13 protein-coding genes are annotated in these 14,824 nt (G+C 68.4%); 6 read left to right on the forward strand and 7 right to left on the reverse strand.

The window, feature by feature from the left end:
• Positions 1 to 21 precede the first annotated feature (21 nt).
• Positions 22 to 885 carry a helix-turn-helix domain-containing protein gene (locus NMI01S_RS22155; RefSeq protein WP_036503530.1) on the forward strand — a complete coding sequence of 288 codons (864 nt, stop codon included), beginning with the start codon at positions 22 to 24 and terminating at the stop codon, positions 883 to 885.
• A gap of 21 nt (positions 886 to 906) precedes the next feature.
• Here NMI01S_RS22155 and NMI01S_RS22160 read toward each other — a convergent pair whose 3' ends face one another.
• A complete protein-coding gene (locus NMI01S_RS22160) occupies positions 907 to 1,728 on the reverse strand; it encodes an ABC transporter permease (RefSeq protein ID WP_084513161.1) in 822 nt (273 codons plus the stop codon).
• Complete coding sequence (locus tag NMI01S_RS22165; RefSeq protein WP_084513162.1) at positions 1,725 to 2,558, reverse strand: ABC transporter permease; 834 nt, start codon at positions 2,556 to 2,558, stop codon at positions 1,725 to 1,727. Before NMI01S_RS22165 ends, NMI01S_RS22160 begins: the two co-directional genes overlap by 4 nt.
• 183 nt (positions 2,559 to 2,741) lie before the next feature.
• Here NMI01S_RS22165 and NMI01S_RS22170 point away from each other — a divergent pair, with 183 nt between their 5' ends.
• A complete protein-coding gene (locus NMI01S_RS22170; RefSeq protein ID WP_439955958.1) occupies positions 2,742 to 3,257 on the forward strand; it encodes a peroxynitrite isomerase in 516 nt (171 codons plus the stop codon).
• A gap of 168 nt (positions 3,258 to 3,425) precedes the next feature.
• Positions 3,426 to 3,581 carry a hypothetical protein gene (locus NMI01S_RS34990; protein ID WP_156055460.1) on the forward strand — a complete coding sequence of 52 codons (156 nt, stop codon included), beginning with the start codon at positions 3,426 to 3,428 and terminating at the stop codon, positions 3,579 to 3,581.
• Positions 3,582 to 3,648: 67 nt separating this feature from the next.
• Here NMI01S_RS34990 and NMI01S_RS22175 read toward each other — a convergent pair whose 3' ends face one another.
• The 3 genes from NMI01S_RS22175 to ispG all read right to left on the reverse strand — a co-directional run bounded on the left by NMI01S_RS22175 (position 3,649) and on the right by ispG (position 7,650).
• Positions 3,649 to 5,469, reverse strand: coding sequence for a penicillin-binding transpeptidase domain-containing protein (locus tag NMI01S_RS22175; protein WP_084513164.1), 1,821 nt, complete (start codon positions 5,467 to 5,469; stop codon positions 3,649 to 3,651).
• A gap of 78 nt (positions 5,470 to 5,547) precedes the next feature.
• Complete coding sequence (locus NMI01S_RS22180) at positions 5,548 to 6,408, reverse strand: GNAT family N-acetyltransferase (RefSeq protein ID WP_084513165.1); 861 nt, start codon at positions 6,406 to 6,408, stop codon at positions 5,548 to 5,550.
• Positions 6,409 to 6,516: 108 nt separating this feature from the next.
• On the reverse strand, positions 6,517 to 7,650 hold the full coding sequence (gene ispG / locus NMI01S_RS22185; protein ID WP_439955959.1) for a flavodoxin-dependent (E)-4-hydroxy-3-methylbut-2-enyl-diphosphate synthase: 1,134 nt from the start codon (positions 7,648 to 7,650) through the stop codon (positions 6,517 to 6,519).
• Positions 7,651 to 8,016: 366 nt separating this feature from the next.
• Between ispG and nfi the strand changes: the two genes are divergently transcribed.
• The 3 genes from nfi (at position 8,017) to NMI01S_RS22200 (ending at position 12,258) form a co-directional block, all read left to right on the forward strand.
• On the forward strand, positions 8,017 to 8,688 hold the full coding sequence (gene nfi, locus NMI01S_RS22190; protein ID WP_063000924.1) for a deoxyribonuclease V: 672 nt from the start codon (positions 8,017 to 8,019) through the stop codon (positions 8,686 to 8,688).
• 215 nt (positions 8,689 to 8,903) lie between these two features.
• A complete protein-coding gene (locus NMI01S_RS36420) occupies positions 8,904 to 9,449 on the forward strand; it encodes a three-helix bundle dimerization domain-containing protein (RefSeq protein WP_369689927.1) in 546 nt (181 codons plus the stop codon).
• A 13-nt stretch (positions 9,450 to 9,462) separates the two neighbouring features.
• Positions 9,463 to 12,258: a cation-translocating P-type ATPase gene (locus NMI01S_RS22200; protein WP_084513166.1), complete on the forward strand. Its 2,796-nt coding sequence runs from the start codon at positions 9,463 to 9,465 to the stop codon at positions 12,256 to 12,258.
• Positions 12,259 to 12,412: 154 nt separating this feature from the next.
• Here the strand turns inward: NMI01S_RS22200 and NMI01S_RS22205 are convergent, their stop codons facing one another.
• Both NMI01S_RS22205 and dxr read right to left on the reverse strand, forming a co-directional pair.
• A complete protein-coding gene (locus NMI01S_RS22205; protein ID WP_063000178.1) occupies positions 12,413 to 13,636 on the reverse strand; it encodes a M50 family metallopeptidase in 1,224 nt (407 codons plus the stop codon).
• A gap of 21 nt (positions 13,637 to 13,657) precedes the next feature.
• Entirely contained in the window at positions 13,658 to 14,797 is a 1,140-nt protein-coding gene (gene dxr, locus NMI01S_RS22210; RefSeq protein WP_063000928.1) for a 1-deoxy-D-xylulose-5-phosphate reductoisomerase, read from the reverse strand.
• Positions 14,798 to 14,824 lie beyond the last annotated feature (27 nt).

Here is a 14,824-nt window from a genome sequence, read left to right on the forward strand (position 1 = left end):
TCACAAGGGAGTACGCGCGCGATGGCAGGTAAACGCACGGTGCTGACGGTTCAGCTGCGACGGCTCGCCGCACTGCTGTCGGAGATGCGTGAGCAGGCGGGGATCAGCAAGGAAGTGGTCAGCGCCCGCACCGGCATCAACGTCACCACGCTCTACCGGATCGAAACCGCGCAGGCGCGCCCGCAGCGACGCACCCTCACCGCGATGCTCGACCTGTACGGCATCGGCGAACCCCAACGCTCCGACGCGGTGCAGTTGCTGATGGAGGCGCAGAAGCCGGGCATGTCGCGCCCGTTCGAGGCGGCCGTCTCGGAGGTCTACGCCGCCTACATCAACTTCGAGACCGAGGCGCTGTCGGCGCGACTGTTCCAGACCTCGTTCATCCCCGGCCTGCTGCAGACCGAGCGCTACGCGTGGGCCGTCCTGGACACCGCGATGCCGAAGGTCGAGACCTCGGTGATCGAACAGCGCCTGCGGGCCCGGGTGGAGCGCTCCAAGGTGCTGACCCGGGACGGGAATCCGCTGGAGTTGTGGGTGGTCCTCGACGAGGCCGCGATCCGCCGGGTGGTCGGCGGGCCGGAGGTGATGCGCGAACAGTTGCTGCGGCTCACCGAGGACACCGACAAACGCAATGTCATCCTGCAGGTGCTGCCGTTCGGCGCGGGTGCGCATCCGGCGATGGTCGGCTCCTTCGTCGTCCTCGACTTCCCTGATCCGGCCGACCCCGAACTGGTCTATGTCGAAGGGATCGCCGGCGACGATATCGTCGAGGGCCACAACGAGATTCGGCGCTTCGGCGTGATGTTCGACCAACTGCGCGCGATGGCATTGAGTCCGCGCGATTCCGCGGAGATGATCAACGAGATCGCCGACGGCCTGCGCTGAGCGACGCCGCGCGGCCCCCGCTCACTGCCGGCTGGCACGCCGGAATCCGACCGCCGCCGGCACCGCGAACACCACCATCGCCCCCACCGACCATCCCACCGTCGCCCACAGCGGCCCGAGTGCCGGCTCCCCGAGCGCCAGCGCACGCATCGAGTCGATGGCCGTGGACATCGGCTGATGGGCCACGATCGGCTGCGCCCACGCGGGATAGGCGACCAGCGGGACGAAGCCGGTGCTGAAGAACATCAGCAGCGACGATCCGAGCGAAATGGCCTCCACCACGAACGTTTTCGCCGAAAACACCGCCACCGCCGTCACCATGGTGGCGAATCCGATTCCGTAGAGCAGCGGCACCCCGAGCACCGCGAGCGCGGTGGCGGGACGGTGGAACCGGAAACCGAGCGCCATGCCCACCGCGAAGAGCACCACCGTGCAGACCACGATCCGGGCGACCTCGGCGAGCAGCCGCGACAGCAACCCCGAGGCGCGATGGACCGGCAGCGCCCAGAAGCGGCCCAGCAGACCCGCATCGCGTTCGCGGCCCAGCGTCACCGCCCCGGCCAGCGATCCCGACATCACCGACACCACGGTCACCATCGGCACCGAACCGTAGAGCGCGTCGACCCCCGAGAACGACGTGATCTGCCGGCCGAGCACCGTATTCAGCATCACCAGCAGCAGCGCCGGGAACACCAGGATCTGCGCCATCGTGAGCGGATCGCGGCGCCAGCGCCGCAACAACCGGCCGGTCTGCACCAGGGTCTGCGGCAGCAGATACCGCCAGCGCTCGGTATCCACGTGCACGGTCGCCAGTTCGCGCACCGCGGTATCCGCCGCCGTCATCGCTGCCGCCGTACGGCCAGCACCACCGACCCGCCGCCGAAAACCAGCAGCCCGGACACCGTCCACACCACCCCCGGCCCGATCGTGGACCAGTCCACCGCCGTCGCGAAGCCCGGCTTGTCACCCGCGAGCGCCCGCATCGCGTCGACGAACTGCGACACCGGCTGATTCCGCGCGAAACCCTGAATCCACGGCGGGAATTGCGAGGCCGGCGCGAACCCCGTGGACACCATGCCGAGGATCAATTGCGGCAGCATCAGCACCTGGGTGGTGGCCTCCGGCGATTTCGACAGCGCGCCCAGCAGGTCACCGAACAGTCCCAGCATCACCCCGACCGACACCGAGAACAAGACGAAACCCAGTGTCTCCCAGAGACTTCCGCCGAAACGAAAGCCGATCACGCCCGCGGCCAGCAGGGCCGCCACCAATGCGATCACGATGCGGTATCCGGTGGCGGCGGTGCGGGCGATCAGCGGCGCGATCGGCGGAATCGGCATGGTCGCGAGCCGGGCATCGAGACCGTCGCGGGCATCGACCGCCGCTTGGAGCGCGGCCGCGGTCGCGCAGAACGACACCGCCTGCATGACGATCATCGGCATCAGGAACTGGGCGTAGCTGCTCGCCCCGTGCCCGGCGAAACTCATCACCCGATTCAGCGGTACGTAGAACCCCAGGGTGAACACCGTCGGCGCCAGCACCGCCGTCAACACCTCGCCGTTGCGCAGCGACGGCCGGATCTGGCGCCGGGTGAGCACCCAGCACGGCAGCCACCAGCCGCGCAGCACGGCATGCGCGCCCCGCCGCGGCATCGCCTGGATTCGCACGGTCATCGCATGCTCCGTTCGCGCCCGGTCGGCATCGGTCCATCACACCAGATCCGGGGCCGCCTCGGCGCGATCTCCGGACAAGCGAGGTCCGTTTCGCGATGTATGTCGCGACATACCGGGTCTCGTCCCGGACGAACCGGACCGGCCCGCGTGGTCCTCCCACCCTCGGCGGCGCGGGGAACTAAGCTGTGCGCCGTGCTCGAACCCCAGCCCGCTGTCGCGCCCCATCCGGATATCGCCCATCTGGCTCCGCTGCTGGGCACCTGGCGGGGCTCCGGTCACGGGGAGTACCCGACCATCGAGCCGTTCGACTATCACGAGGAAATCCGGTTCGGCCATGTCGGCCGGCCGTTCCTCACCTATCGGCAGCGCACCCGCCACGCCGGCGACGGCCGCTCGCTGCACGCCGAGACCGGCTATCTGCGCTCGATCGGCGCGGACCGGGTCGAGCTGATCCTGGCCCACCCCACCGGTATCACCGAGATCTGCGAAGGGCGGATCGCCGTCGCCGAGGACGGGCTGCGGCTCGAACTCGATTCCACTCACATCGGCAACTCCAGTACGGCGAAATCTGTCACCGCGCTGGGCCGCTCGATCCATCTGTCCGGGGACACGATCGACTACAAACTGCGGATGGCTGCCGTCGGGCAACCGAAGCAACACCATCTGTCGGCCAGCTTGCACCGAGCTGAACAGAATTAGAAATTGAAGGTGTAACCAGGCTTTTCATGGCCTTTTCCGCTGCGCATTCCGGCACAGGGGGTTGTCGGCGCGCGGTTCGCCGGTTTACGGTTTTCCAGGTCGGCTAATAGTCGGCGAACCCGATGGTTCGATGCCAGTGGCTCTCACTCACCGACAAGGGAGAAGACCATGAAGCGTTCGACGCTCACGCTGATCACCGCGGGGATGATCCTCGCCGGGACCGGGGCCGTGGAGATTCTGGGAGACGGTTCGGCCGGGGCGTCACCCCCGACCGAGCACGCGACCTCGGCCACCGTCGGTGGAACGGAGGTGCAGGGACAATAAACGGCACCCGAACTACACACCTTTCACCCCCGTGACCGGACGCGCCGAGCGTCCGGTCACGATTGTTTCAGGCACTCCCCGGTGGCAGAGCCGCCAGCATGTCCCTGGTCACCGCGACCGCGTTGTCGGAACTTCCGCCCCGCACCAGCAGTGTGGCCCACGCCAGATCGCCGCGGTAGCCGATGAACCACGAATGAGATCCGCCGTCGACCTCCGCCTCACCGGTCTTACCGAACACCTCACCCTGGTCGGCGATCCGCTCCGCGGTACCGCCGGTGACCACCTTGCGCATCATCGCCTGCAGCCCCTCCACCACCCGCGGCGACAGGCTCGGCCGATCGCCGTGCACGGCCGTCTCGTGCCCGGAGATCAGATACGGCGTCGGCGCCGATCCGTGCGCGACCGTCGCCGCCACCAGCGCCATGCCGAACGGGCTGACCACCACCTTGCCCTGGCCGATCCCGTCCTCGGTGCGGACCACCTCGTCGTCGGCGCGCGGCACCGAACCGGACACGGTCGGCAAGCCGGCCACGGTGTAGTCCGGGCCCACGCCCATCCGCGCCGCCGCGTCGGTCAGTGCCGTACCCGGCAGTTCGCTGGCCAATTTCGCGAAGGCGGTATTGCAGGAACGCTCGTACGCCGTCGACATCGGCACATCGCCGAGGGAGAACTCGTCGTAGTTCGGAATCGTGCGCTCGCCCACCACGATTCGGCTCGGGCACGGGACGACGGTATCCGGGTTCGCGATGTCGGCGGTCATCGCGGCGGCGGCGGTGACGGTTTTGAAGGTGGAGCCGGGCGGATACAGCCCGGTCGTCGCGACGGGACCGTCGGTGTCGGCGGCCTCGTTCTGCGCCACCGCGAGGATCGCTCCGGTGGAGGGCTGGATCACCACCATCATGGTCTGCTCGCGGCGCGGGCCGACGGCCCGCTGCGCGGCGTTCTGCACGGTGCGGTCGATACTCAGCGAGAACGACGGCGCCGGTTGCGGCGCAACCTCTTTCAGCACATCGGTGTCGACGCCGTCCGCATTCACGGTGACCACACTCCAGCCGGCCTTGCCGTCGACCTCGTCGATGACGGTCTTGCGGATCTGGGTCATCAGATCCGGCGCGAAATGCCGGTCGGTGGGGATGAGGTCCCACTGCCGGTCGGTGGTCACCCCCGGCAGGCCCAGCAGCTGTCCGCTGACCTGATCGAATTCCCAGTCGCTCAGGCCCAGGACGAGTGCGGGGCCGTGTTGTTTCCGGGCGGCGGCCAGGATCGCGTCGGTGGTCAAGGTGTCGTCGAACTGCTTCAGCGCGGCCGACAGCGCACCGGCCACATAACCCGGGTCCGGGGCGTCGGTCACCGTGAACGAGATCCGGTGCACCGCACCCGGAACCAGGACGTCGCTGCCGGATCGTTCGTTGACCCGGGCGCGCGGCGCCGGTGTGGTGCGCAGGTGCAGACTCTGGGTATCACCCAATTTCGGGTGGATGTCGGAAGCGCTCCAGCGCACCTGCCACTGCCCGCCGCTGCGGCCCATCTGCAACTGCCCGGAGTAGGTCCAGACGCGGTCCTTCGGCAGCGTCCACTCGTAGGTGTAGTCGACGGTGGCGGTGTCGCCGGTGACGCGCGCGGATCCGGTGTGTGCGGTCAGGTGCTGTGCCTGCAGGTTCTGCCACGCCGAAGCCAGTGCCGCCGAGGCCTTCTCGGGCTGCGTGGTCAGATCGGCGGCGGCCGCCGGATCCTGCCGGGCGAAGGCCGCCAGGAAGGAGTCGGCGGCGGCGACCGGCCCCTGCGGTCCGGACGAACACGCGCCCGCCGTCATCACCACGGCGGCGACCGCACTCAGCACCAGCGCGCGGGGCGCCCACGCGCGCGGCGCACATCTCGACTTGGACATCGCCCCCGATGGTAGCCAGCCGGTCGCTGGTAAACGTTGCGACACACTGGTTTTGCCCAGCGCGGCGGAACCGGGCGTTCAGTCCACGAGGATCGTCGCGAATGTCGCGACCTGATGGAACCCGACCTTGGCGTAGGCGCGGCGGGCGACCTCGTTGTAGGAGTTCACGTACAAGCTCGCGGTCCGCCCCGCCGCGACCACCGCATCGGCGACAGCGGCCGTCCCGGCGGTGCCCAGGCCGCGCCCGCGCCACCGCGGATGCACCCAGACGCCCTGGATCTGGCCGGTCCGCCGCGACACGGCCCCCACCTCGGCCTTGTAGACGACCTCACCGTCCTCGAAGCGCGCCCAGGCACGGCCGGCTTCGATGAGGCTCGCGACGCGACGCCGGTATCCGCGACCGCCGTCACCGGCCCGCGGATCGACGCCGATCTCCTCGGTGAACATGGCGACCGCGGCGACCAGATACCGTTCCAGCTCGTCACCGCGTACGCGGCGCACCTTCGGATCGGGGACGGCCTGGGCGCGGCCGTCGAGGGCCAGCAGTGGCTGATCGGCGCGGATCTCGCGCGGCGGACCCCACCGCTGCTCCAGCGTCTCCCACAGCGGCAACGCCAATTCCTGGCGGCCCACCACCGAGGAGCACACCCGCGGCCAGCGGGCCGCGCGGTCGGCGAAGGCACGCATATCGTCGGTCGTCCCGCGCAGCGGCACCAGATTGGCGCCGGAGAAACACAGCGAATCCGCCGGGGTGCCCCGCGTCCACAGTTCCCCACCGCCGCGATTGTCCAGACCGTATTCCTGCAGGCGCGCGGCGACCATGCACCCGGCCACCGGATCGGTGTCCAGCACTTCCAGCACCTGCGCCAGATCGCGATCCGCGAGCTGACGAGCACCGGAAATCCGTGACCGGCGCGACGGTTCCAGCACACTCCGCACGCTCCCAGCCTGCCATGAACGTCGCTTGCGTGCGGGGGCTTTGCTCGGCTCCAGGGACAGAATGCGGCCGGCGCGCGACACGCCCACTCCCCTATCCGCGTCCGGCGATCAACCGACGGTGACGACGGGCTCGCCGGTTTCGGCGTCGGTACCCATCTCGTCGGCGATGCGCATGGCCTCTTCGATCAGCGTCTCCACGATCTGATGTTCGGGCACGGTCTTGACCACCTCGCCCTTCACGAAGATCTGGCCCTTGCCGTTGCCGGAGGCGACACCCAGATCGGCCTCGCGCGCCTCACCCGGACCGTTGACCACACAGCCCATCACCGCCACCCGCAGCGGCACCGCGAGACCTTCCAGACCCGCGGTCACCTCGTTGGCGAGGGTGTAGACATCGACCTGCGCACGTCCGCAGGACGGGCAGGACACGATCTCGAGTTTGCGCGGCCGCAGATTCAGCGACTGCAGGATCTGCCCACCGACCTTGACCTCCTCGGCCGGCGGCGCGGACAGCGACACCCGGATGGTGTCGCCGATGCCCTCGCTGAGCAGTGCGCCGAAAGCCACCGCCGATTTGATCGTGCCCTGGAAGGCCGGTCCGGCCTCGGTGACGCCCAGGTGCAGCGGGTAGTCGCACTGCGCGGCCAGCTGCCGGTAGGCCTCGACCATCACCACCGGATCGTTGTGCTTGACCGAGATCTTGATATCGCCGAAGCCGTGCTCCTCGAACAGGCTCGCCTCCCACAGCGCCGACTCCACCAGCGCCTCGGGGGTGGCCTTGCCGTACTTCTCGAGCATGCGCTTGTCCAGAGAGCCGGCGTTCACGCCGATCCGGATCGGGATCCCGGCCGCACCGGCGGCCTTGGCGACCTCCTTGACCCGGCCGTCGAACTCCTTGATGTTGCCCGGATTGACGCGCACGGCGGCACAGCCGGCATCGATCGCGGCGAAGATGTAGCGCGGCTGGAAGTGGATGTCGGCGATCACCGGGATCTGCGACTTCTTCGCGATCATCGGCAGCGCGTCGGCATCCTCCTGCCGCGGGCAGGCCACGCGCACGATGTCACAGCCCGATGCGGTCAACTCCGCGATCTGCTGCAGCGTGGCGTTCACGTCGTGGGTCTTGGTCGTGGTCATCGACTGGACGGAGATGGGGTGATCACTGCCCACTCCCACCGTGCCCACCATCAGCTGACGCGTCTTGCGCCGCGGTGCGAGGACCGCCGCCGGTGCGGCCGGCATCCCCAGGGTGATGGCTGTGCTCACGTTCGGCTGCCTACTTTCGTCTGCGTCTGGTGCACCCGTTCGCTGCCGAGTCTAGTGCGGGCGGTATGGGAACGACCTGTGAGAGCACCGACACCCCGGCCGATGGCCGGCGCGCTCACGGTCTTCGGCCGCCGGAAACGACTGTGACCAGGACCGCACCGCTGCCCGGCCTGGGTGCCCCCAGCTCCCTGATATTGCCCGTCAGCCGGGGCTTTTCGCTCGGATGACGATGTAGTTACCGTGGACCGGCCGAAGGCCGGCACCCACCGTCGCGTTCAGGAGGATTCACCGGATGTACATCCCACGACCACGTGTCGGGCGGCGCTGACCGTGCGCCTGGCGATGACTCCGGAACTGCCCGCCGACCCGGAAGCGGCTGCGGCACTGCAGCAACGATTGCGCGATTCGGTGCTCACCCACGACCCGCGGCCGCCGCGATTTCGCACCGTCGCGGGCCTGGATTCGGCCTACGACGAGTCCGGCGCGGTCGTCGCCGCCGTCGTGGTCCTCGATATCGACACGATGGAGACCGTCGACACCGCCGTCGCCCACGGCACGACGCGGTTTCCGTACGTGCCGGGCCTGCTCGCGTTCCGGGAACTGCCGACCACCCTGGCCGCGCTGGAACGCCTCGAGACCACGCCCGACCTGCTGGTCTGCGACGGCCAGGGCATCGCCCACCCGCGGCGCTTCGGGCTGGCGTGTCACCTGGGGGTGCTGACCGGCCTGCCGTCGATCGGCGTCGCCAAGACGGTGTGGGGTGAATGCGACGTTCCCGATGCCGCGCGGGGTTCGGTCACCGCCGTCACCGCGGACGGCGAGGTGGTCGGGCGGGCGCTGCGCACCCAGCCCGGGATCAAACCGGTGTACGTGTCGGTGGGCCATCGCATCTCCCTCGACACCGCATGCGCCCAGGTCCTCGCGCTCGCGCCGAAGTACCGGCAGCCGGAGACCACCCGCCGCGCCGACCATCTGTGCCGAACCGTGTTGCGCGACATCCTCGCTCGCGGCTAGGGAACCGTCCGCGCACCGCCGGGCGGCGGCATCGAACCAGCCTGCCGACGCAGCCATCGGCAACTGGATCGCTAATTGACGATTCGCGTCGCGCGCACCGGCGAGATTCGCCGAACACCACCGCCCCCGACGCGCCGTACCATCACCTCCGGGGGTGCCAGAGGGGAATGTCACCTCCTTTTCGAATATTCGCTCTCGGATTACCATCGCACCCGATGCGGGCGATTGAATTTCCGTTTCTTCGCCCACAATCGAAGGAGCCGGAATCCGATCACGATTCGCCGATCGCGGCAGGATGCGAGCCCTTTACTCCGATCCACTTCGGCGGCAGCCGATCGCGACGAACTCCGCATCCGGTGCCGAATACCGCAGCTCAGAAGGCATACCGCGGGATGGGCAAGGGCCACGGATATGACGAACCACGAAAACACAAGCCGCGGCCGAATTTCGCGCCCGATTCGTGCCTTGACGACCATCGCCGTCGGGCAGACGATAGACCGATGACCGGCGATGAGGAATTGATTCAGGTCGAACAAGTCATCGAGCGGCTGATCGCCAGCCACCCGTCCGTCCCGCCCGGGGACATAGAACTCATCGTGCGCGGCATCCACAAGCGCTTCTCCGAAGCGCGAGTACACGACTTCGTCCCTCTGCTCGTCGAGAAGGCGGCGAGGCAAGCGATCAGCATCCGACCGGCGGGAACAGCGGCGCCCTCGTCTCGCACCCGTGCGCGCGGCGCCCGCACAGTGACGGTCATCTGAGGAGACGAGCGTTATGGCGGCCACACGCGCGGTGCCACAGAGCCCGTCGGCGGGTCCGCCGGCTTCCGAACCGGCCGATTGGCACGCCCGCGACGCCGACACCGTAGTGGCCGCGCTGTCCTCGGACCGGCACGCCGGACTCACCACCGGCTCGGCCGAGGAGCGACGTAAACGCTACGGCCCCAACGAAATAGCCGCCGAGCCCGCACCGGCCCCGTGGACCGTCGCGCTGCGACAGCTCCGGGATCCGATGAACCTGATGTTGATCGCGGTGGTGGCGGTCAGCGTCGTCATCGGCGAGATCCCGACCGCCGTCGTGGTGGCGGCGCTGGTCGTGCTCAACGTCGTGCTCGGCACACGGCAGGAACTTGTGGCGCGCGCGAGTGTGGACGCACTGGCCAAGATGCAGTCGCCGCAGGCGCGGGTGCTGCGCGACGGCGCGCTGATCCAGCTCGACGCGCTCGAGCTGGTCCCCGGCGATATCGTCCAGCTCGAAGCCGGCGATATCGTCCCCGCCGACGGCCGGCTCGTCACCTCCGCGACCCTGGAAACCCAGGAGGCGGCGCTCACTGGTGAGAGCGCCCCCGTCGCCAAGGATCCCGGCACCCTCGCCGCCGCGGACGTGCCGCTCGGCGACCGCGTCGACATGGTCTATCAGAACACGTCGATCACCCGGGGAACCGCCACCATGGTGGTCACCGAAACCGGAATGAACACCGAGATGGGCCGGATCGCGTCCATGCTGTCCGCGGTCGCCCCGTCGAGGTCACCGCTGCAGCGGGAGCTGGATTCGCTGACGAAACTGCTCGGCGTGATCGCGTGGACGGCGGTGGCGATCATCGTGCTGATCGGCGCGTTGCGCGGCCAGGATGTGACAGCGGTACTGCTGCTGGGCATTTCGATGGGCGTCTCCGCGATTCCCACCGGGCTGCCGACGTTCGTGCAGGCGATGCTGGCCTACGGCGCCCGCCGCCTCGCCGACGCCAAAGCGGTGGTCAAGAACCTCACCGATGTCGAGACACTGGGCGCGACCAGCGCGATCAACTCCGACAAGACCGGCACCCTGACCATGAACCAGATGACGGTGCGCTCGCTGTTCTTCCACTGCCGGTGGTACGGCGTGACCGGAGAGGGCTACAGCAAGAACGGAACCGTCACCGAGGCCGCCGGTGCGGGCACCCCGGATTTCACCCTGCTCGCCTACGGGCTGTGCCTGGACAGCGACGCCACCGTGTCCGACACCGGTGAGGTGGTCGGCGATCCGACCGAGGCGGCGCTGGTGGTACTGGCGGCCAAACTGGGCATCGACGCTCCGCTCACTCGCCGCGACTACCCGCGCGTCGCCGCGGTGCCCTTCGACTCGGCCTACAAATTCATGGCGACTTTTCACCACCTGCGCGTCGACGATCGAACTCGCTTCGTCGAATTGGTCAAGGGCGCACCCGATATGGTTCTGGCCCGCTGCGCCGAGGCCTACCGCCCGGGCCGCACCGAGGTGCCGGTCGACGAGGCGCGCGCCGAGATCACCGACGCGATGCGCACCATGTCGGAGAAGGGACTTCGCGTACTGGCCTTCGCTGCCCGGATCCTCGACGGCCAGGAGGACGCCGCACAGGCCGACCCCATGTCGATGGTCGAGAATCTCACCTTCGTCGGCATGGCGGGCATCATCGACCCGTTGCGCCCCGAAGCGGTCGAATCGGTGCGCATCGCGCACGAGGCAGGGATCGACGTCCGCATGATCACCGGCGACCACGCGATCACCGCCGCCGCGATCGGAGCCGAACTCGGGCTGGGGCCGGGGGCGGTCGGCGGCGCGGAACTGCAAGCCATGACCGACGAGCAACTGGCCGAAGCGCTGCCCAGGCTGCATGTGTTCGGCCGGGTGACCCCGCAGGACAAACTGCGACTGGCCGACGTGATGCAACGTGGCGGCGCGGTGGTGGCGATGACCGGTGACGCGGTCAACGATGCCGCCGCCCTGAAGAAGGCCGACATCGGCGTCGCGATGGGTTCGGGCAGCGAGGTCACCAAGCAGGCGGGCAAGATGGTGCTCACCGACGACAACTTCGGGACCCTGATCACCGCGATTCGCCTGGGCCGCAGCATCTACGACAAGATCGTGTCCTATATCCGGTACCAGATGTCGAAACTGTTCTCGCTGGTACTGCTGTTCCTGGTGGCCAGTATCTTCGACATCAACCACGGCGTCGCGCTGACCCCGCTGATGGTGCTGTTCCAGCACTTCTTCATCACGCTGTTCCCGGTCGCGGTCATCATGACCGACCCCCCGCCACCGAATCTGATGAACAAACCGCCCCGCGACCCGGCGATGCCGGTCGCCAACCGGACCGCGTTCACACAGTGGCTGATCTACGGGGTACTGCAGTTCGCGGTCGCCCTCGCCGCCATGCTGCTGGCTCCCGGCCAAATGAGCACCGACACCGCCTCGGTGCCGATGACGACGACCTTCGTGGTGTTGTCGCTGGGGTCGGTCCTGGCCGGGCTGGCGATGCGCCGCGATCCCGAATCCGGTTTCACCGCACCGATTCTCGGTGCCCTGAAGATTCTGTCGATACCGGTCGTGGTCACCGTCCTGGCCGTGCAGCTGGGATTTCTGCAGGACCTGCTGATGACGACGTCACTGACGGGTGGGCAGTGGCTGGCCTGTCTGGGCTGGTCGCTGCTGATCCCGATCGCCGTCGAGGCGGAGAAGGCGTTGCGGCGCAGGCACATTCGCCGCAGCACACCGCCGGAGCCGTTGAACGCCGCGGTCGCGGTGGCGCCGCTGCGTGCCCGGGCCCACTGAGGCCCGGGCGTGCGCTACCGCCTACGCCGCACTCTGCGCCACCATCGTCGTGCTGCTCGCCTATGCCCTCGTCGGTCCCTCGCGAATTCTGGTGCTCGGCCCGGACTCCTCGCCGGCGCCGTTGATCGCGGCGGCGCCGCCGTCGGCGATCCCGCTACGGGAACAGCTTGATCGGGTTCACGATATCGGCGACCAGCGTGAGGATCATGTACGCACCGCCGATCACCACCACGATGTAGGTGGCGGGCAGCAGTTTCATGTAGTCGACCGGAGCGCCGTTGGGCAGGCCCTTGCGGTTGCGCCACATGTTGCGCAGCTTCTCGAAGATCACCACCGCGATATGGCCGCCGTCCAGCGGCAGCAGGGGCAGCAGGTTGAAGGCGCCGAGGAAGAAATTCAGGCTGGCCAGCACCAGCACGAACGCACCCCACAGCCCGTGTTCGGCGGTTTCGCCGCCGATCTTGCTGGCACCGTAGACGCTGACCGGAGTATCGGCATCGCGCTGGCCACCGGTGACCGCGTGCCACAGGCTGACCACCTTGCTCGGCATCTGCGCCAGCGAGGCGAACGTGCGGCCGAACATGTCCCCGGTGAAGGCCACCGAGGCCGGCACCGCGGAGACGATGTTGTGTTTGACCGGCAGGTAGAAGTCCTGTGCCACACCGACTTTGCTCACGTACACCGGCGTGGTGACCCGCTCGGAACTGTCCGTGGACTTCAGCGGATAGGTCGCCACACGCTCCGGGGTCACCGGAATCTGCAGCGTCCGATCGTCACGCTTCACCGTGTAGACGACCGGACCGCTCGCCTTCTCGGTGATCGAACGGAAGTCGTCCCAGGTCTTGACGGGTTTGCCGTCGATCGCGGTCACCAGATCGCCGCGCCGCAATCCGGCGCGTTCGGCCGGGCCGGGACCGGTGCACTTCTGCATCGACCCGTCGGGGTTCTGCGCGGGCACACAACCGGCCGGGTAGATCTGGGTGGCGGGCGGCGAATCCAGCCGCGGCAGCCCCCAGGCCACCGCGAGCAGCATGATCAGCAGGAAGCCCAGAATGAAGTTCATCGCGATGCCGCCGAACATCACCACCAGTCGCTTCCAGGTGGCCTGCCGGTACATCGCGCGATGCAGGTCCTCGGGTGGTACCTCGTCCAGCGCGGTCATGCCCGCGATATCGCAGAAACCGCCCAGCGGCAGCGCCTTGAGGCCGTATTCGGTCTCACCGCGGCGGAACGAGAACACCTTCGGCCCGAAGCCGACGAAATAGCGGCGCACCTGCATGCCGGTGGCCTGCGCCGCCCACATGTGGCCACATTCGTGTAGCGCCACCGATACCGTGATGCCGAGGGCGAACAGCACGAATCCGATCGCGAAGCCCATGCGGTATGGAACCCTCCTGAATCAGTTGCTCACGAGCGTGCGCGCACGCTGTCGCGCCCACGCATCCGCCGCGAGCACCTCGTCCAAGGTACTGGGTTCGACGGCCCAGCGGTCGGCCGACTCGACCACGCGCGCGACCGTGCGCACGATATCCGGGAATCGGAGCACACCGTCGAGGAACGCCTGCACCGCGATCTCGTTGGCGGCGTTGTAGACCGCGGTGACGCTGCCGCCGGCCTTACCCGCCGCGCGAGCCAGTTCGACCGCGGGGAAGACCTCGGTGTCGACCGGTTCGAATTCCCAGGTGAACGCCGTGCCGAAGTCGATCGGCGCGAGGGTGCCGGGGACCCGCTCCGGCCAGCCCAGCGCCAGCGCGATCGGCAGTTTCATATCCGGCGGGCTGGCCTGGGCGAGGGTGGAGCCGTCGGTGAAGGTCGCCATCGAGTGCACGATCGACTGCGGATGCACCGTGACGTCGATCTTGTCGTAGTCGATGCCGAACAGCATGTGCGCCTCGATCAGTTCGAGGCCCTTGTTCACCAGCGTGGCCGAATTGAGGGTGTTCATCAGACCCATCGACCAGGTGGGATGGGCCTTGGCCTCCTCGGGGCGCACCGACTCCAGCATCTCGGCGGTCCAGCCGCGGAACGGGCCACCGGAGGCGGTGAGCACCAGCCGCGCGACCTCGTCGGCGCGGCCGCCGCGCAGGCACTGCGCCATCGCGGAGTGTTCGGAGTCGACCGGGACGATCTGCCCGGGAGTTGCGGCCCGCGTCACCAGGCTGCCGCCCGCGACCAGCGATTCCTTGTTGGCCAGTGCCAGGCGCCGCCCCGATTCCAGGGTCGCGAGCGTCGGCCGCAGCCCCAGCGCGCCGACCAGGGCGTTGAGCACCACGTCGGCGTCGGTGCGGCGCACGAGTTCGGTCACCGCGTCCGGACCGGCCAGGGCCACACCGAGTTTCGCGGCCGCGGCCGGATCGGCGACGGCCACGTTGTCGGTACCGGTGGCACGGATCTGCTCGGCCAGCAGGTCGGTATTGCCGCCACGCGCGGCCAGTCCGACCACCTGGAATCGGTCCGGATTGGCGGCGACGACCTCCAATGCCTGGGTGCCGATGGAGCCGGTGCTGCCCAGCAGCAGAACTTTCACGATGTCGGACACGCACTCATTGTCCACGGTGAATCGCCG

The organism is Nocardia mikamii NBRC 108933 (genome assembly GCF_001613505.1).
Lineage (GTDB): Bacteria > Actinomycetota > Actinomycetes > Mycobacteriales > Mycobacteriaceae > Nocardia > Nocardia mikamii.